The 17,252-nt window shown below is 69.8% G+C and carries 19 protein-coding genes, 1 tRNA gene and 1 pseudogene; 9 read left to right on the top strand and 12 right to left on the bottom strand.

Annotated elements, in window-relative coordinates; all coding sequences use genetic code 11:
- Window positions 1–30 precede the first annotated feature (30 nt).
- Both rfaE2 and OG470_RS09515 read left to right on the top strand, forming a co-directional pair.
- Complete coding sequence (gene rfaE2, locus OG470_RS09520; protein ID WP_328422793.1) at window positions 31–1,923, top strand: D-glycero-beta-D-manno-heptose 1-phosphate adenylyltransferase; 1,893 nt, start codon at window positions 31–33, stop codon at window positions 1,921–1,923.
- A complete protein-coding gene (locus OG470_RS09515; RefSeq protein WP_328422791.1) occupies window positions 1,920–2,798 on the top strand; it encodes a glycosyltransferase family 2 protein in 879 nt (292 codons plus the stop codon). Before rfaE2 ends, OG470_RS09515 begins: the two co-directional genes overlap by 4 nt.
- A 19-nt stretch (window positions 2,799–2,817) precedes the next feature.
- Here OG470_RS09515 and OG470_RS09510 read toward each other — a convergent pair whose 3' ends face one another.
- The 3 genes from OG470_RS09510 to OG470_RS09500 are packed head-to-tail and all read right to left on the bottom strand — an operon-like array spanning window position 2,818 to window position 5,003.
- Window positions 2,818–3,939: a glycosyltransferase family 9 protein gene (locus OG470_RS09510; protein ID WP_328422789.1), complete on the bottom strand. Its 1,122-nt coding sequence runs from the start codon at window positions 3,937–3,939 to the stop codon at window positions 2,818–2,820.
- Between the two features lie 9 nt (window positions 3,940–3,948).
- Window positions 3,949–4,500: an Hsp20/alpha crystallin family protein gene (locus OG470_RS09505; RefSeq protein ID WP_328422787.1), complete on the bottom strand. Its 552-nt coding sequence runs from the start codon at window positions 4,498–4,500 to the stop codon at window positions 3,949–3,951.
- Window positions 4,500–5,003, bottom strand: coding sequence for a DUF2231 domain-containing protein (locus tag OG470_RS09500; protein ID WP_328422785.1), 504 nt, complete (start codon window positions 5,001–5,003; stop codon window positions 4,500–4,502). The genes OG470_RS09505 and OG470_RS09500 overlap by 1 nt, the downstream gene beginning before the upstream one ends.
- A 183-nt stretch (window positions 5,004–5,186) precedes the next feature.
- Here OG470_RS09500 and OG470_RS09495 point away from each other — a divergent pair, with 183 nt between their 5' ends.
- On the top strand, window positions 5,187–5,804 hold the full coding sequence (locus OG470_RS09495) for a pyridoxamine 5'-phosphate oxidase family protein (protein WP_328422782.1): 618 nt from the start codon (window positions 5,187–5,189) through the stop codon (window positions 5,802–5,804).
- A gap of 19 nt (window positions 5,805–5,823) precedes the next feature.
- Here the strand turns inward: OG470_RS09495 and OG470_RS09490 are convergent, their stop codons facing one another.
- From OG470_RS09490 to OG470_RS09480, 3 genes are all read right to left on the bottom strand, one after another.
- Complete coding sequence (locus OG470_RS09490; RefSeq protein ID WP_328422780.1) at window positions 5,824–6,378, bottom strand: DUF4240 domain-containing protein; 555 nt, start codon at window positions 6,376–6,378, stop codon at window positions 5,824–5,826.
- A 32-nt stretch (window positions 6,379–6,410) separates the two neighbouring features.
- Window positions 6,411–6,818, bottom strand: coding sequence for a VOC family protein (locus tag OG470_RS09485; RefSeq protein ID WP_328422778.1), 408 nt, complete (start codon window positions 6,816–6,818; stop codon window positions 6,411–6,413).
- A gap of 152 nt (window positions 6,819–6,970) precedes the next feature.
- On the bottom strand, window positions 6,971–7,441 hold the full coding sequence (locus OG470_RS09480; RefSeq protein WP_328422776.1) for an NUDIX hydrolase: 471 nt from the start codon (window positions 7,439–7,441) through the stop codon (window positions 6,971–6,973).
- Between the two features lie 244 nt (window positions 7,442–7,685).
- On the opposite strand from OG470_RS09480, the gene OG470_RS09475 reads away from it, so the two are divergent.
- Together OG470_RS09475 and OG470_RS09470 are read left to right on the top strand one after the other, a co-directional pair.
- On the top strand, window positions 7,686–8,072 hold the full coding sequence (locus OG470_RS09475) for a hypothetical protein (protein WP_328422774.1): 387 nt from the start codon (window positions 7,686–7,688) through the stop codon (window positions 8,070–8,072).
- Between the two features lie 490 nt (window positions 8,073–8,562).
- Window positions 8,563–9,498 (top strand): hypothetical protein, encoded by a 936-nt coding sequence (locus OG470_RS09470; RefSeq protein ID WP_328422772.1) that lies wholly within the window; start codon window positions 8,563–8,565, stop codon window positions 9,496–9,498.
- A gap of 16 nt (window positions 9,499–9,514) precedes the next feature.
- Here OG470_RS09470 and OG470_RS09465 read toward each other — a convergent pair whose 3' ends face one another.
- Window positions 9,515–9,637 (bottom strand): Imm32 family immunity protein, encoded by a 123-nt coding sequence (locus OG470_RS09465; protein WP_328422770.1) that lies wholly within the window; start codon window positions 9,635–9,637, stop codon window positions 9,515–9,517.
- Window positions 9,638–10,184: 547 nt separating this feature from the next.
- On the bottom strand, window positions 10,185–10,496 hold the full coding sequence (locus tag OG470_RS09460; protein WP_328422768.1) for a winged helix-turn-helix transcriptional regulator: 312 nt from the start codon (window positions 10,494–10,496) through the stop codon (window positions 10,185–10,187).
- An 88-nt stretch (window positions 10,497–10,584) separates the two neighbouring features.
- On the opposite strand from OG470_RS09460, the gene OG470_RS09455 reads away from it, so the two are divergent.
- A complete protein-coding gene (locus OG470_RS09455) occupies window positions 10,585–11,469 on the top strand; it encodes an NAD(P)-dependent oxidoreductase (RefSeq protein WP_328422766.1) in 885 nt (294 codons plus the stop codon).
- Between the two features lie 99 nt (window positions 11,470–11,568).
- On the opposite strand, the gene OG470_RS09450 is transcribed toward OG470_RS09455, so the two are convergent.
- Together OG470_RS09450 and OG470_RS09445 are read right to left on the bottom strand one after the other, a co-directional pair.
- On the bottom strand, window positions 11,569–11,787 hold the full coding sequence (locus OG470_RS09450) for a helix-turn-helix domain-containing protein (protein ID WP_328426247.1): 219 nt from the start codon (window positions 11,785–11,787) through the stop codon (window positions 11,569–11,571).
- 161 nt (window positions 11,788–11,948) lie between these two features.
- Window positions 11,949–13,337 (bottom strand): low temperature requirement protein A, encoded by a 1,389-nt coding sequence (locus tag OG470_RS09445; RefSeq protein WP_328422764.1) that lies wholly within the window; start codon window positions 13,335–13,337, stop codon window positions 11,949–11,951.
- Window positions 13,338–13,520: 183 nt separating this feature from the next.
- Here OG470_RS09445 and OG470_RS09440 point away from each other — a divergent pair, with 183 nt between their 5' ends.
- A complete protein-coding gene (locus OG470_RS09440) occupies window positions 13,521–13,709 on the top strand; it encodes a tyrosine-type recombinase/integrase (RefSeq protein WP_328422762.1) in 189 nt (62 codons plus the stop codon).
- A gap of 94 nt (window positions 13,710–13,803) precedes the next feature.
- Here OG470_RS09440 and OG470_RS09435 read toward each other — a convergent pair.
- A tRNA-Thr gene (locus OG470_RS09435) sits at window positions 13,804–13,880 on the bottom strand.
- A gap of 90 nt (window positions 13,881–13,970) precedes the next feature.
- On the opposite strand from OG470_RS09435, the gene OG470_RS09430 reads away from it, so the two are divergent.
- A complete protein-coding gene (locus tag OG470_RS09430) occupies window positions 13,971–15,788 on the top strand; it encodes a metallophosphoesterase family protein (protein WP_442931183.1) in 1,818 nt (605 codons plus the stop codon).
- 125 nt (window positions 15,789–15,913) lie between these two features.
- Here OG470_RS09430 and OG470_RS09425 read toward each other — a convergent pair.
- Window positions 15,914–16,042: pseudogene (locus OG470_RS09425) on the bottom strand (regulatory iron-sulfur-containing complex subunit RicT); the annotation flags it as partial.
- Window positions 16,043–16,219: 177 nt separating this feature from the next.
- Between OG470_RS09425 and OG470_RS09420 the strand changes: the two are divergent.
- A complete protein-coding gene (locus OG470_RS09420) occupies window positions 16,220–17,107 on the top strand; it encodes a class I SAM-dependent methyltransferase (RefSeq protein WP_328422758.1) in 888 nt (295 codons plus the stop codon).
- Window positions 17,108–17,252: the final 145 nt, after the last annotated feature.

The following is a 17,252-nucleotide window of genomic DNA, read 5'->3' as shown; positions in this document are numbered from 1 at the left end:
ACCTCCAGGGCGGTGGGGACCCGGGGAGGCATGGCAGGAGCAGCAGCGGAACAGCGCCGGCTCGCGACCGTCGTGGAGAGCTGGCTCGGGCGCCCGGTCCTGATCGTCGGCGACGCCATGTTGGACGAATGGCGGTTCGCCGACTCCGACCGGCTCTGCCGGGAGGCACCCGCCCCGGTCCTCACCCTGCGCCGGCGGATCTCCGCCGCCGGTGGAGCCGCCAACACCGCGGTCAACGTCGCCACCCTCGGCGGCCGGGCGGTGCTGGTGGCACCCGTCGGCGCCGACGTCGCCGGCGACGAGCTACACGACTGTCTGGACCGCGCCGGAGTCTGGGACCGCACGGTCAACCAGGCCGGACGGCCCACCCCGGTGAAGCGGCGGATGCTGGCCGGCAACCAGATCCTGCTCCGGGAGGACACCGGCGACCCGGACGACGCGCTCGACCCGGACGGGGTGACCCGGCTGCTCACCGCCCTGAACTGCGCCACAGAGGAGCTGCGCGCCGCCGCAGGTGGAGAGGCGCCGACCCTGGTGGTCTGCGACTACGGCCTGGGCGCCCTGCCCGCGCCCGTCCGCGCCTGGCTGGTCGAGCAGCGGGAACGGTACGCCACGGTCGCGCTGGACGCCCACGACCTGGCCGACTGGCGGGGCCTCGCGCCGACCGTGGTCACCCCCAGCTTCGCCGAGGCGACCCGACTGCTGGCCCGGGCCGGCGGTGCGACCCGTCCGCCCTCCGGCGCCGGACTGCACCTGGAGCACCCCGACAGCGACCCGGCCGACGGACCGTCCGAACTGACCGTCGGCGCCGCCCCGGGCGGGGCCCACGCGGACGACGTCAGCGCCGAGACCACCCCGGACCCGGTGCGGGCCGACCGCCCGGGGCCCGTCGGCGAGCCCACCCCGAGCGAGGGCCGGGTGGCCCTCACCGGCGACGGACTCAGCGTCACCGGCACCGGCGTGACCGTGAACTCCGAGGCCGGCGAGGGCGTCGACCGGGCCGTACTGGCCGAGTCGCGCCTGGCCGAGTTGCGCGCGCACACCGGTGCCGACGTGGTCGCGGTGACCCTGGACACCGAGGGCGCGGTGGTCGGCGGCGCCGACGGGGAGCCTCGGCGCAGCCACAGCACACCGGTCCCGGCGAGCCACGCCGTGGGTGCCGGCGACGCGTACCTGGCGGCGATGACGCTGGCCCTGGCCGCCGACGCGCCGCTGCCCACCGCCGCCCAGCTCGCCCAACTGGCGGCCACCATCACCGTGTCCGACACCGGCACCTGCGTGTGCCGGCGCGAGGACCTGCTCACCGCACTCGACCAGCCGTCGGTGACCAGCGGGCATCCGTCGCTGGTCGGCACCGACGAGTTGGACGCGATCGTCGCCGAGCATCGCGAAGCGGGGCGGTCGGTGGTGTTCACCAACGGCTGCTTCGACGTCCTGCACCGCGGGCACGTGCGCTACCTGGAGCAGGCCCGCGCCCTGGGCGACCTGCTCATCGTGGCGGTCAACTCGGACGGCAGCGTACGCCGGCTGAAGGGGCCGGACCGGCCGGTCAACCCGGTCGAGGACCGGGGTGCCCTGCTCGCCGCGCTGTCCTGCGTGGACCACGTCGTCGTCTTCGAGGAGGACTCACCCGCCGCGCTGATCGAGGCGGTCCGGCCGGACGTCTACGTCAAGGGCGGCGACTACCCGCCGGAGCTGGTGCCGGAAGCGCCGCTGGTGCGCCGACTGGGCGGCCAGGTGCGCACCCTGGGGTACGTGCCGGACCGATCCACCTCGGCGATCATCGAGCGGATCCGGTCGCACAACCAGGACCGGGAACCCGACCCGTCGTCGCACAGCCACAACCGGCAGCCCGACCCGTCGTCGCACAGCCACCACCGGCAGGCCGACCCGTCGCTGAGCACCCGCACCCGCGCGTCGTGAATCGGCCCCTCGATCTCGACACCCCGGCGGCCTTCCGCGCCGACCGGCAGGTCGACGTGCTGATCCCGACCCGTAACCGGCCCGCCGAGCTGGCGGTCACCCTGGCCGGGCTCGCCGCCCAGGAGGGGGTGCCCGGCTTCGGGGTGGTGGTCAGCGACCAGTCCGACGGGGAACCGGCGTACGCCCACCCCGCCGCGGCCACCATGGTCCGGGCGCTGCGCCACCGGGGTCACCCAGTGCTGCTGACCCGCCGGCTACCCCGGCGTGGGCTGGCCGAACACCGGGCGTACCTGCTCGCCGCCTCGGACGCCCGGTACGTGCTCAGCCTCGACGACGACGTCTGGCTGGAGCCGGGGGCACTGCACCGGCTGGTCACCGCGCTCGGAGAGCTGGGCTGCGGGTTCGTCGGCAACGGCGTGCACGGGCTCTCGTACGTCGACGACGTACGACCGGAGACGCACGGGCACTACGAGGAGTGGATCGGGCCACCCACACCGGAGCGGATCCGGCCGGGCACCCCGGAGTGGAACCGGGCCCGGATCCACTCGGCGGCGAACCTGCTGCACGTCACCGCGCAGTTGGCGCTGCCGCCGGGCGCGTGGCGGGCGTACAAGGTCTCCTGGATCGGCGGGTGCGTGCTCTTCGACCGGGCCAAGCTCGTCGACTCCGGTGGCTTCGACTTCTGGCGTCGGTTGCCGGACAAGCACCAGGGCGAGGACGTGGCCGCCCAACTCGCGGTGCTGGCCCGGTACGGCGGGGCCGGCATCCTGCCCAGCGGCGCCCATCACCTGGAGTCCCCCACCACGGTCACCGAGCGGGACGTCGAGGCGTGGGAGGTCGTGCTCGCCGACGAGGACACTCCGCAGCCGGCCTGATCCGCTGACGACCGGGCGGTCAGGGTGCGCCGGGCTCAGGGTTGAGCAGCTCCCGGGCCGCCTCCAGCACCTCCACCATCGGCACGTCCGTCACGAAGGAATCCCGGTGCGGGCACTCGCCGTCGCCGGGCCGGTGCGGGTAGATGCCCGGCGTGCAGTCCACCCCGCAGACCGGGCAGTGCACCGTCCACGAGCTGATCGGCCGGTGCCGACCGCGCAGCGGACTCGCCGTGTTGATCAGGTTGCCGACCCAGTAGATGCCGACCGTGGAGGTACCCACCGCGGCGGCCAGGTGCAGCGGGCCGGTGTCGTTGGAGACGACCAGCGCGCAGTCCGTGTAGCAACCGGCCAACCCGCCGAGGCTGAGCGAGCCGACCAGCGGCCGGACCGGCACCCCCGCCGCCGCGACCACCCGGTCCACCACCTCCCGCTCGGCGGGCGTACCGGTGACCAGCAGCTCGTAGCCGTCGCGGTGCAGCTCGCGGGCCACCTCGGCGAAGCGCTCGGCGGGCCAACGGCGGCGGGTGTCGGTGGCGCCCGGATGCAGCGCCACCCGGGGTCGGCCCGCCGGCCCGAGCACCTGGGCCGCTTCGGCCCGGTCGGCGTCGGTGACCGCCAGCGCGGGCACGATGGTGGTCGCGGGTGCGCCCACCAGACCCACCACCTCCAGATAGCGGATCACCTCGTGCTGGTAGTAGACGTAGCGGATCCACCGGTCCAGCGGCGGTGCGTCGTCGGCCCGCAGCCCCACGGTGACCCGGGCGCCGAGGCGACTGACCAGCGGATTGGAGTTGGCGCCCCCGCCGTGGATCTGCACCGCCAGGTCGAAGCCCTCGCCGGCGGCCGCCGCCAGGAAGTCGTCCATCGCCGACTCCGGCTCGCCCGGTTCCGGCTCGCGAATGCCGGGTGCCGGCGGCACCACCAGCACCCGGTCCACCGGGCCGGGCCGGTCGCGCCAGAGCTTCGCGTGCCACGGCGCGCCGAGCAGCACGATCTCCGCCCCGGGGTACGCGACTCGCAGCGCCTCCAGCGCCGGCAGGGCGAAGATGAAGTCTCCCAGCGCGTTGGCGCGCAGCACCGCGATCCGTCGCACGTCGGGCACGAGCCCGGCCGACGGGCCGAGCAGGGATGCGGTGACCACGCAGTCCCGCTACAGCCGGTCGATCTCGCCGAGGGTGTCCGGGCGGTGCAGCTCCCGGTCCGCGGCGGGATCGGCTGGCATCGGCGTACCACGGGAGAGGCCGCCGGAGCGCGGCCCGGTGCGGCCGACGGTGATGGTGCGCGGCGTGGGCCGGGCGGCGCGGGGCAACCGGACCCGGAGCAGGCCGTGGTCCATCACCGCGTCGATGCCCTCGGGGTCGACGCGGGACGGCAGGTCGACGCGGTACTCGAATCCGCGGGTCTCGAAGCCGCCCGGGATGCCCTGGTCGGCGTTGACCTCCGCCTCGGATCGGGCCCGCACGCACAGCTCCCGGTCGTCCAGCTCGACCGCCACCTCTTCCGGCGCCACCCCGGGCAGCCGGACGACGACCTCCCAGCCGTCCGAGGTCTCGGTCAGCTCGACGTCGGACGCTCCGGCCCGGCCACCGACCAGCCGGCTCAGCTCGGTGCGCAGCGACTGCAGCTCGCCCATCGGGTCCCAGCCCTGCTGCCGGCCCCGCCATCCCCGGCCGAAGCCGCCGGTCTGCTGTTGCTCGCTCATCACACCTCTCCGATCCGGTGGGGGGCCGCGGTCGGCCGCAGTGAGCTCGGGGCGTCCAGGCCGGCGTCGCGGTCGACGCCCACGCCGAGCCGGTCCACCAACTCGCCGCCGAGCCAGGCGCTGATGCCGAGGATGGCTACCGCGACCACCTCGACGACGAGCAACGCTCCGCCGGCGGCGCGGGAGTCGGCGTTGAGCCGGACCACCCAGATCGCGGCGAAGAGCAGGATCACCGCGAGGTTGGCCCCGGCGTGCAGCAACGCCACCCGCTTGGCGCGGGTGCCGGTCGGGATGGCCAGCAGGTCGAACGTGCCGGCCGCCGCGGCCAGCAGGCCGCCGATCAGGCCGACGGTGATGTTCCAGTACGCGACCTCGCCGAGGAGGTCGGGCCCGCCGAGGGTGTCCACCAGGTCGAACAGCACCGCGGTGACCAGCAGCGCGACCGGGAACATGACCAGCATCGGATGGACCGGGTGGCCCAGCACCTTGAGTCGGCTCTCCATCTCCCGGCCTCCACTGGTCGGCTTTGCCTGGCGTGACGGTTCGTGCGGCGGAGCGTCCGCGTGAGGCCGTACCCCCGACAACCGGGCGCAAACCTCCCGCTGGCCGCGCGGGCCTAGGCTGGTGACTGACGCCGTTGGGACGGTGGCACCCGCCACCCGGGTCAACGGCTGGGGGAGGATCACGTGACGGTGGAGATCACCTCGCACGAGGAGCTGCGCGATCTGCTCGGCGTGCCGAACGCGCGGGCCGTGAACAAGGAGCGCACCCGCCTGCACGAGCGGGACCGCGACTGGCTCGCCGCCGCGCCGTTCTGCCTGGTGGCGACGGCCGGCGCGGACGGCAGCTGCGACGTCTCGCCCAAGGGCGACCCGGCCGGGTTCGCCCTGGTGCTGGACGACACGACCATCGCGCTGCCGGAGCGGCCGGGCAACAAGCGGGCCGACGGCTACCGCAACATCCTGGACAACCCGCACGTCGGGTTGCTCTTCATGATCCCGGGGCGGACCGACACGCTGCGGATCAACGGGCGGGCCCGGCTGGTACGGGACGCGCCGTGGTTCGACGACATGGTGGTCAAGGGACACCGGCCGGTGCTCGCGGTGGTGGTGGAGATCGAGCAGATCTTCTACCACTGCGCCAAGGCGTTCCTGCGGTCCGCGCTGTGGCAGCCGGAGACCTGGCAGCCAGACCTGTTGCCGACCCGAGCCCGCCTGATCAAGGAGGTCGAGGCGCCGACGGAGAGCCTGGAAGACCTGGAACGGCACTACGGCCCGGAGTACGCCAAGAAGATCTACGTCTGACCCCGCCTGCCGTTGTCGGTCAACTCGACCAGCCGGCGGGATTGCCGAACGACTCCCGGGAGATGCCGGAGCCCGTCTCCGGCCAGGAGCCGAACCGGTCGTTGTGCAGGTGGGCGAAGAAGTAGCACAGGCCCTCGCAGTCGGCGTCGAGCAGGGCCATTGCGGGGTCGGCGCGGACCGCCTCGTAGTACGCCCGGCCGAGGGCGACGATAAAGCCCCGGCAGTAGAGGAAACCGTCGTCCGAACCGTCGGTCACCTCGTGGATGTCCTCCCGATCGATGTCGTGCAGCTTGCGCTCCACCACCCGGTCGAGGTCGGTCAACTCCTGCCCGGACAACTCGGCGCTGAGGTGCCCGAGGCGGTCCAGGAACGGGTCGAGCCAGGCGTCGATCGCGTAGAGACCGGCGTCATCGTCGTCGCCGTTGTCGTCCCTGGGGTCGCGCTCGACGAGGGCCCGGCGTTGCGCCAGGGCCTCGGCGCCCAACTCGGCCCACGCCGACTCGATGAGCGCCCACAGCCGGGCTTCGTCGGCGGGGGTGGGCAACGTCCCAGTGGCATCGGTGGTCACGGTCACGGCCGGACCGTACCCGGTACCACCGACGCTTTTCAGGACTCCGAATCGGCGGAGACCATCCACAAGTGACCGTCCGGGTCGGCGAACACGCCCGTGTATCCCCAGGGTTGTGCCACCGGCTCGCTGACCACCTCGGCCCCCGCGGCGCGGGCCCGCTCGACGATCGCGTCGGCGTCGGCGGGCGAGGCGACGCTGAGGCTGAGCACGCACTCACTCTGCCCCCGCGCGGCGACCTCGTGCCGGCCGATCACCCAGCCGAAGCCCCCGGTCGGGATCAGCATCAGCCGCAGCCCGTCGTTGACCACGAACTGCAGAGGCTCCGGGATGCCGTCGTCGGCCACCTCCCCCACGGTGTCCAGACCGAGGCCGTCGCGGTAGAAGCGGTGCGAGGTCGGCCGGTCGGCGATGGGCAGACTGATGATCACAGGTGCGAAGGTCATGGAAGGACGCCTCCAGGATGTCGGACGGGACATTTGCCGGATGTACTGCTTTGGACACGAACTCGTCGGACCCACCGTGTCATCGCCCCCTGACAAACCTCGGCCGCTGCGCTCGCGCGGCTTGCCTCCTGACCGAGGTACGCCTTTGCCTCTCAACCCACGTATGCCTCGCGGCGGTCCTCGTAGCCATGCTTGATGCGGAGCATCGTCGACGGGTGGACCGAGAGTCGGCTCAACTCCTCGCGCGTCACCCACCGCATCGCGGTTGGCTCACCGCTCGGCGTCGATACGCCGGTTAGTGGCCGTGCTCGGAAGCAGAGCGATAGTTGCTGCCGCACTTCGCCATCGGCGTGCTCGATGACATGCGAAGGGTCGGAGTACACGCCAACCACGCCTGCCACCTCGACGAGCACGCCGGTTGCCGCAAGGGTCGCGCGTACGGCCGTCTCGGCGACGTACTCGCCGATCTCCTGCCCCCCACCGGGCAGGGACCACACGCCGTTGTCGTCGCGCTTGACGAGGAGCAGCAGCCCCTGTTGGTCGGTGACGAAGACGGAGACCGCCACAACGATGCTGTTGGCCGTGGGGGCGTCCGGGTCGTGGTAGTGCTCAGTCCGCGCCATAGCTCCAGGCTGCCACCTCGGCAGCCCGAGCCGGTGTTACGGCGGACATGCCGCCGCACCTTTAGAACCTGACCAGCCCCGCAGAGTCCTAACGCGAGCGCGTTGCGGGATCGCAGTAGCGGCAAACCTGGCCCTTGGGACGGCCTGCGGCATACTTGGCCTCGTGCCACCTCGGCCGTTCATTCGCAGGGTTCGTTTCGAGATCCGTCCATGGGGCGGTGGGCCGAACCCAGCACGCGAACTGATGCCGTACGTCGACGACGTGAGCCTGGTGGACCTGGTTTCCGGCTTCGAACATGCCGCCGGCCACGATGTGCCTGGCGCGTATGCCGGGCTCGTGCTCGACCACTTCAACTTCGGCGACCTGGCCGCCTACCTCGCTGGGCGACCGGACTCCGCGTACTGGGCCAGGATGGGTGTGATCAACCTGCTCGGTTGCGACTGCGGCGAGGTTGGCTGCTGGCCACTGGATGCCCAGGTGGTCACTGCTGACGACTCGGTGACGTGGCGCGGCTTCGCACAGCCCCATCGTCCCAAGCGCGACTACGGGAGCTTCGGTCCTTTCGTGTTCCGTCGGAACCAGTACGAGCGCGCAGTCCGCGAGGCCGTTGCCGCCACGTCCAGTTCTTGATCACTTCCGCCGTCGCCACGAACACCGTCGCAGGAGTCAGATTCATGACTGCCAACGACGCGGAGCTGGCCGTCGAAGGCCGGTCCTGCTCGGGATTGTCCTGAATCACTATGAAGTCCGGGCTTTCTGAGCGGGCGACGCGCCTCCGCTTTTGCCGCTACGATGCGGCCCCCGAGGCACGTCGCACCACCGGAGGGCGCGGATGCTTGGACCGAAGAGAATGGTGAGAACAAAGACCGCCATCTGGCGCTACAGACTGTGGCGATACAGGCTGACCACCGCTGGTTTGGTTCTAGCCTCGTTCGGGTTGGCGACGTCTCTGGTCGACCCGCCTCGGCCAGTCAGTGTAGCCGCGGGCCTCGCTGGCGCTACCCTCTCCCTCCTAGAGACCGGAGCCAACCGACGCCGTTCAAAAGAGGTCCGGTTCCAGCAACGGACGGGCGACACCTACCGGGACGTGATTAGCCTTTCGGCGGACCTCGGACCAAGCGTGGAAAGCGCCCGCGACGTAGGAATTCTGCTGTCCCGCGAGAACGCCGAGCTGCGCAAGCGGCCCATCCGAGCTATTGTCCAGACCCCCGATTACAAACTTCCACGTGACCTGAGAACCTGGTCGCTTGACTATCTAACCTACCGTGCGAGAACGGGAAAGATCTACAACGACAGCACGCTCTGTCTGGCGTCGGATCTTTTGAGCGACGATGTCGCCAAGCTGAGAGCCGGCCGCTACTTCGACTTCATGTGCAGCAACCTGCTCGCCCCGTTGGACATCTGGGAGGTCGGGCGGAAGAGCCCAGCTGTTCGTGGGCGGGACCTCATCCTCGACCTGGACGGCCGGCTGGTCCCTTTCAAGCGCAGTCGTCTCGCGAACCTGATCGGCGTATCGACGCTAGCCTTCACCACCGACGGGCAGTTGCTTCTTGTCGCGCAGACCGACGGCAACATCGGCAGTCCTGGCTTGCTCGCCCCGTCCGGCTCGGGGGCGCTCGAACCCAAGGACGTGCCCCGTGACATGGCTGACTGGACTATCCAGAAAATCGCGATAAGCGGAGCCGAGCGTGAGTTGCGGGAAGAGTGCCACCTTACGGCACGCGATATAGAAGAGAGCTCTCTCGTTGGTCACGGTCGATGGGTCAGCCGGGGCGCGATGCCAGAGTTCTGCGCCGTGACCCTCCTCAACCTTACGGGTGATCAGGTGGTCGACCGGCCACCGCGCCGGGTAGAACGGTCGTATGTTCACGAATTTATGGCGGTCAGTCTCGCACCTCTGCGACTGTGGGATCCCAGCCGACCGCTCGATATGCTGCCTCAGCACAGACAGGCGGCTTCCTGGCCCTTGGCACTCGGGCTCGCCTGCCTAGCAGAGTGCATCAACGACGAGTCATGGGCCCTGCGAAAAGATTTGTTGGCGCGGCTCGAAGGGTAGTTCGAGGGCCTCCGTGTCAATGGACCGGCATGCCTCCATGCGGACCGTTTACGACCAGCGGGATCGAGCCCGGTGCCAGGTACGGATGATCTGGAAAGTGGTCGACGTGCAGATGCCCGCCGTCCTCCATGTCCGCCATGGCACTTACGTTGGCCGCGAGGACGTCGAGCCGCTCCAGATCGCCGACGAAATACAGACAACGGTTAAGCACATCAACGCTGATGCTCGCAGCACTGGCCTGCCCGGAATTCGACGCACACGGCCGTCAACGCCACCTCGCCAGGGACGTCACCGGCAGTGTCCTCAGCCTCACACCGCCCGGCCCCCGCAACCATCATTCGGGCAAGCTGCCGCAACTCGGAGGCGTCCCCGCTCAGCTCGACCTCCGGCGTAGGCGGGTAGTACAGGATCTTCATCGTCTCTGCCTCCGTCGCAAACCTTCCGAGATGATCGCACCGTTGGCAACTGTCAGCTTGGGAATTGCCGATGTCCGGCTGCGTACTGAACTGGCGGCCTGGTCTCGGCGGTCTCATGTGGCTGCGCGGATGTGACCGGTCTGAGCACCCGACACCGCCTGCGTAGCCACCTTTTTGTGGGTACTTGTCGGCGCGAGGGGGCGGGGCGAATCTGGTTGTGGGCGGTCGCGAGGCGGCCAGATCCGGGTGGATGGGGAGGTAGGCGATGTTTCAGGAGGCCCGGTCGGCCTCGGTGAGCTTCTTCAGGCGGCGGTGGCCCCAGTCGGAAAGGGGGGACAACGCCTCAGCGAGTTCGCGGCCGAACGCGGTCAGCAAGTATTCGGTCTTCAGCGGCAGCACGTCGTGCACCTCCCGGTGCACCAGTCCGTCGGCCTCCATTTCCCGGAGCGCCTGAGTCAACACCTTCTCGGTGAGGCCTGGCAGCTGCCGGCGCAGCTCTCCGGGACGGCGCGGACCGGATTCCAGCAGCCAGAGCAGAGTCGTCTTCCATTTGCCGTCGATCACGGCGATCGCGGCGGTCACTCCGCAGACGTTTGGGTCCTGGGCACGACTGCGCGTCATCTTCGTCCTATTCACTACCGTTTACTGACATTTATGGTGGGAGTCAAGCATGTCCTCGTACACCGAAAAGTCTGTCACCGTGCTCGGTCTGGGACCGATGGGGCGGTCCCTCGCCGGCGCATTCCTGGACGCCGGTCTGCAGACCACGGTCTGGAACCGGACCCCTGGCCGGGATCGGGAGCTAGTCGAGCGGGGCGCGGTCAGCGCCCGGTCGGTCGAGGAGGCGGTCGCCGCTAGTGGGTTGACCGTGGTCTGTGTGGTGAACTACGACGCGTCGGACGCCATCCTGCGACGTGACGCGGTCACCGATGCGCTCAAGGGGCGCACCGTGGTGAACCTGACCGCCGACACTCCGGACCGAGCCCGGGACACCGCGGACTGGGCGGCCAAGCACGGCGTCCGATACCTCGACGGTGCCATCATGACGCCGATCACCACCATCGGAACGCCGCACGCGGTGCTTATCCACAGCGGCCCAACGGAACTCTATGCCGAGCACCAGCCGGTGCTGGACGCGTTGGGCGGCACCCACACCCACCTCGGCGAGGAGATCGGCCGAGCGGCGGCGTACGACATCGCGCTGCTCGACATCTTCTGGACCGCGATGGCGGGCTACGCGCACGCACTGGCGGTGGCGAAGGTCGAGGGTGTCACCGCGAGGGAGCTGGCACCGTTCGCCAAGGGCATCGCCACGATCCTGCCTCCGATTTTCGAGGAGGCCGCGGAGGAGGTGGACCGTGGCAGCTTCTCCGGCGAGGGCAACCCGATCACCTCGACGGTGTCGTCCATGGCTCATATCGTGCACACCTCCGAAGCCCACGGCATCGACGCGGGCGTGATGCGCGCGGCCGAGGGCCTGGCCCGCCGCGCCATCGGACTGGGCCACGGCACTGACGGGTTCATGCGGGTCGCCGAGGTCCTGGGGCGACGCTGAGGGTCCGCCACCGGTAAGTGGTGAAATGGCGAAGCCCAGGTCGATGACCTGGGCTTCGGTACCGAGCCGCCTGACGGAATCGAACCGTCGACCTACGCATTACGCGTTGGGGCTGGTCTTGGGCCGCTTGGATCGGCTGCGTAGCCCGTCGACGCCTTCGGCCTGGTAGCGGCGGTACCAGATGTAGTACGCCTGCCGGCTGATCCCGTAGTACCGGCAGGTCAGCGCGACGTTGCCGCTGACCTCTTCGACGTGGCGGATGATCGCGAGGCGCCGCTTGGCCTCACGATCGAGGGAGGGTGAGGGGTAGACATAGATGGTCTCTGTAGTCGCCGGACGACCCGGGTGTCAACGATGTCCGTCAGTTTTAGAGCCGGTGCCCGACTAGACAGCAGGCGCCCGACATGCCTGCGGCTGACATGCCGGCGGCCGGCCGGGATTCTGTGTGGATCGGGCCGGAGGTAGCTGCCCGCGACCTGTCACGATGGTGCGCCTGGTGGCGACGGTTGCTCGGGTGGGTGTCCTCGGGCCCGGGTGGTGTCGGAGATGGCGATCCCGGCTAGGACTGCGGTGGCGGCGAGGGCGACCAGGAGCGGCGGCACGTGGAGCATCGCCGGTGTCAGGGCGGCCAGCACGAGCAGCCCGATCGGCCGATCCCGAGAGACGCGGCCGAAGACCGCGTATTCGAAGCGGGCACGCCCGGCCAGGAATAGCGCGGGTCCGCCGAGGATGACGGCGATCCAGGCCGGCTGTGTGTGCCCGAACGGGTGGGCGATGACGAGTTCGTTGCCGGCGGCGGTGACGACGATACCGGCCACCATGACCAGGTGGGCGATTGACGCCGATCGGGCAAGGCGGGCCGGGTCAGCGGCCGCTGCGATGGCTGCGGAGAGCAACTCTCCGGCGCGGTAGATGTAGATCCGCCACAGCAGCACGGTGGTGGCGATCGACACCACGAACGCCGCGCTCCGGTCAGCCGCGAAGCCGCTGCGATTAAACGCCAGTCCGGTGATCAGGATCAACTCGCCGAGCGCGATGATGAAGAACTGCCGGTAGCGCTCGGCCAGGTGCTCGGCCACGTTCGGCAACTCCGACCTGGGCGCGCGGCCCAGCCCCGGCGTGGGGAAACCGAGCGCGTATGCGGCGTATTGCACGGCCACCGCGAGTGTCCACAGCGCCCCACGCGTCGTACCGTGCGCGAGCGCCCCCGCGATCCACGGCACCGCGGACACACCGGACCAGAACAGTAAACGCCCGACGGTGCGCCGCATCTCGTGGCCACGCAGGGCGATCAGGAGGAAGAGGCCGCGGCCGATGTGGATGACGACGGTCGCGCCTGCGAAGATCAGGCCTGTATCGCGGAATGCCTCGGTCAGCGCGGCGCCCATCACGAGGCTACCGACCAGGGTCGCGATGACCAGCAGCTGTATCGCCGGTCGTTGCGGGTCGAACCTGTCGGTGATCGCCGCCGTGGTGAACCAGACCCACCACACGGCCAGCAGCAGCACCACCGTCTGCAAGGCGCCGCTCCACGCGAGATTCTCGATCAGCCCGCGCGAGAGCTGCATGAGCGCGAAGATCAACGCCAGGTCGAAGAACAGTTCCAGGAACGTCGCCCGCTGCGGATCCCCGGGCCTCCGTAGCAGCTCGCCCGCCCTGCTCGTCGTCATCGGCTCGCCCGTTCTGTCAGCTTTGTACTGGTGTTGAAGCAGTCGTACCACGCCGCCGCGCCCACCGGTGCCGACAAGACGATGCGCCAGATCGCCACTCAGAGGCCTAACCAAGCGCCGGTCGTTGCTCCCCGCCTGCCCAGGCGCCGTGACCCGAGGGTCTGGACAGAAATTGGAGCGCCAACCTGCCGGCCGCAAGCTGGGTCGAACGTCTGTTCGACTAGAGTGAACTGGTGGAGGTGCAGGGCCGCTGGTGGAACGGCATCGTGCGCCACGAGGCGCTATCGATCGAGTGGAGGTGGGAGACCTTCACCCGTTCGCTGTCGTAGCAGCGGGCGTGGAGCTGGAGGCAGCCTGATCGCGGGTGGTCTCTTACTGCGGTTGCACGACCTCCGCCACACAGCGGCCAGCGTCCTCCTCGCCCAGGGCGTGCCCGCCCGCGTGGTCATGGAGATCCTCGGCCATTCGCAGATCAGCGTGACCCTCAACATCTACGCCCATGTCGCGCCTGAGATTGCGCGTGAAGCCGCGTCGCGCCTGGAGGGGGCGCTGTGGTCGGGGGGTGAGTGAAGCTTGGCTGCTCGCTTGGCTGCTCGGCCACTCGGCGGCAAGCAAAAGGCCCAGGTCATGATCGGCGAACTAGCCGTTGACCTGGGCCTTTCTGTGGAGCCGCCTGACGGAATCGAACCGTCGACCTACGCATTACGAGTGCGTCGCTCTAGCCGACTGAGCTAAGGCGGCAACGATCAGCAAGTGTACGGCACCGCACGGCCACCAACCGAACGGGATACCCCCACCGAGTGCGGTGCCTCCAACCGGACACCGGCTGCCATCTGGACGCTTACCGGACGGCGGATCATCGAGGTCGGGACTACGCTGCGGCGGGTGAGCGACGATCACGCCCCCCTCGACGACCCCGACCAGCAGGACCCGGCGGACGGACGTCCCGACGGTGCGCCGGCCGGGGAGCGGGCCGCCCACCGCCCGCGCACCACGGACCCGCTGGAGCTGGGTTTCACCCCACGCAAGCCGGTGCCGTGGCTGGCCCCGTTCCTGCTGATCAGCACCGGCATCCGGACGCTGCTGGCGGTGCTGTTCGGGGCGTACCTGGACAAGCGCGAGCTGCAGAACGCTTTCGGCGACGACATCTTCCGCCAGGTCGGGCCGGATGGCGGGCTCTGGCTCGACTACGTGGCCGACCTGGGTGACGGCTTCAACGCCACCTACTCGGTCGCCTACCTGCTGGCACAGCAGGAGCTGACCGTGGACGGGCACCGGCTGCCCCGGGCGCAGACCCTGATGATGGGCGGCGATCAGGTGTACCCGTCGGCGGCCTACGAGGAGTACGAGAACCGGTGCAAGGGCCCCTACCAGGCCGCGCTGCCGGGGACCCCGCCGGAGCGGCCCACTCTCTACGCGGTGCCGGGCAACCACGACTGGTACGACGGCCTGACCGCCTTCCTGCGGCTGTTCGTCCGCTCCCGAGACCGACACTTCGGCGGCTGGGGCACCGGGCAGTCGCGGTCGTACTTCGCCGTGGAGCTGCCGGCAGGCTGGTGGCTGCTCGGCGTGGACGACCAGTCCGGCTCGTACCTGGACGACCCGCAGCTGGCCTACTTCGACGAGGTGGCCCGGCGGCTCGGCCCGGAGTCGAAGGTGATCATCGCGGCGCCGGCGCCGACCTGGGTCAAGGCCGTCGACCAACCGACGGCGTACGACTCGATCGACTACTTCATCCGGACGATCATCGACCCGACCGGGGCACGGGTCCGGCTGCTGCTCTCGGGCGACCTGCACCACTACGCCCGCTACGCCGGGCCGGACCGGCAACTGATCACGTGCGGCGGCGGCGGCGCGTACCTCTACCCCACCCACAAGCTGGCGGAGCGTATCGAGGTACCGCCTCGGGACACCCTGGCCCGCCGGGCCAGCCGCACCCAGCCGTACGACCTGGTGGCCCGCTATCCGGACGCGGCCCGCTCCCGCCGCTACGGCTGGGGCATCTTCACCCGACTGCCGTTCCGCAATCCCGGCTTCACCACCCTGCTCGGCACCCTGCACACACTGCTGATGCTGGCCATGGCGGGCGCGGCGGCGAACTGGGCGGACACCACCGAGCAACGGCTGTTCAGCGTCCCGCTGGTGGTGATGCTGCTCGTGACGGTGCTGGCGGCGGCCCTGTTCGCCAAGCCGCCCAGCGCCAGCGGCAAGCGGCACGCGCGGCACTGGATTCTCGGCGTCACCCACGGCCTGGCGCACGTCGGGCTGGCTGCCGCCGGCGCGTGGGTCTGGTTGGCACTGCCGTTCTACGACTGGCCATGGCCGCTGCCTCTGGTCGCCGCGGCGGTGCTCTACGGTCCGGTGATCGGCCTGGTGGCCAGCCAACTGTTGGCGGCGTACCTGCTGGTGGCGGCGTCGTTCGGGGTGAACGTCAACGAACTCTTCGCCGGTCAGGGCATTGAGGACTCCAAGTCGTTCCTCCGGCTGCGCATCGACCCGGACGGCACGCTGACCATCTACCCGATCGCGGTCGACCGGGTCGCCCGTGACTGGCAACCCAACCCCGACGAGACCCCCACCGCCAGCTGGCTGGCCCCGAAGACCCCCCTGACCGCCCGCCTGGCCGAACCCCCCGTCACCTTGCCCTAAGGCCCCGTCGCAGCCGTTGACCATGAAGTTATTGCTGCGACACGCCGGTCCGCCGGGCAACAACTTCATGATCACCGGGCGGGGAGAGGGCGGGGGCGGGCGAGGGCGGCAGGACCGGTGGAGGGTTAGGGGGTGTAGTGCTGGTCGTGGGCTTGGCGGGGGGCGCAGACGGAGGCGCGGGAGCAGGAGCAGCGGGAGCCGTCGGCGTCCAGCCGGACCGTCACCGCGTCGCGGGGGACGCTGTGGCCGACCACCCCAGCACGCACGGGACTGGCGTCGATTCCTTCCGAGGAGCAAGCCGACCGACGTACCCGCGTACCCAAGCGGCGGGGTGCCGCTCTACCCGTGGCGGGCGACCAGTGCCCGAAGCACCGGGGCTCCCCTGCCCACAACTGCGGGCCCTGCCGCAGCGAGGCTCTCGGAGGTGCGGCATGAGCCGATCCGAGCGCGTCGAGCGCCTCGCCCTGGGCGTGATCCTGCTCGTCGTCGGGGTGGCCGCTGGCGCGAAAAGACCGGGGATTGAGGGCGCAGATCGTGTCAGGATGCTCGGCATGTCTGGTCGTGCGCTGAGCTTCGGAGTGATGGCGGAAGCATACGAACGGTTCCGGCCGGGGTATCCCGTGGGGCTTTTCGACATGGTGATGACGTACGCGGGTCAGCCGGTTCGGACTGCCCTCGAGATTGGCGCTGGGACAGGCAAAGCAACCCGTCTGTTCGCTCAACGGGGGGTCACGGTCACCGCGACCGAGCCTGACGGGGCCATGCTCGCCGAGCTGCGTAAGCACGTACGAGCAGACGTCAAGACCGTGCAAGCCGCGTTCGAGGACTTGCGACCGGGCGAGAGCTACGGGCTGGTTTATGCGGCAGCGGCGCTGCATTGGACGAACCCGGAGGGTCGGTGGTCGCGCATGGCCGCGCTGCTGGAGCCGGGTGGCGTGTTTGCCTCGTTCGGTGGACCAGTCCAGCTGGCTGACCCGGCTGTGGAGGAAGCTGCTCGCGCGGCCCGGGCCCCGTTCTTGGAGAGCGACGAGGTTCCGTCTCCAGATGGGACGCCTCCGGGGCATGACATGCAGTGGCCGGGTACGGAGCTCCAACGGTCTGAGTGGTTCGCCGATGTTCAGCAGTCCGTGATCGAGCGGCGCTTGACGATGAGTACTCGCGACTACGTTGGCCATCTCTCGACCATCTCGGCTTATCTCGAATTGCCGATCTCGGAGCAAGAGCAGGTATATAGCCGGATCATGCAGGTCCTGCCTGAGACGGTCGAGATTGCCGCCGACATCATCGTCCATCTCGCGCGTCGGCGCTGCGAGCAGTAGTGCCTCGATAATCAGATGTCCGCCCCTGCGAACGGTCATCCGGACATGCCGCGATCCGCGAGGTCCTGGCTGCGCGACTCGTCACCGTACGTGAGCAGGTGGCGGGGGCGAGGACTAGGGACGGCCTGACCCAAGGGTCATACCT

Source organism: Micromonospora sp. NBC_00389 (assembly GCF_036059255.1).
Lineage (GTDB): Bacteria > Actinomycetota > Actinomycetes > Mycobacteriales > Micromonosporaceae > Micromonospora.
The sequence above is the reverse complement of the archived record's forward strand: the minus strand, read 5'-3'. Positions and strand labels throughout refer to the sequence as shown.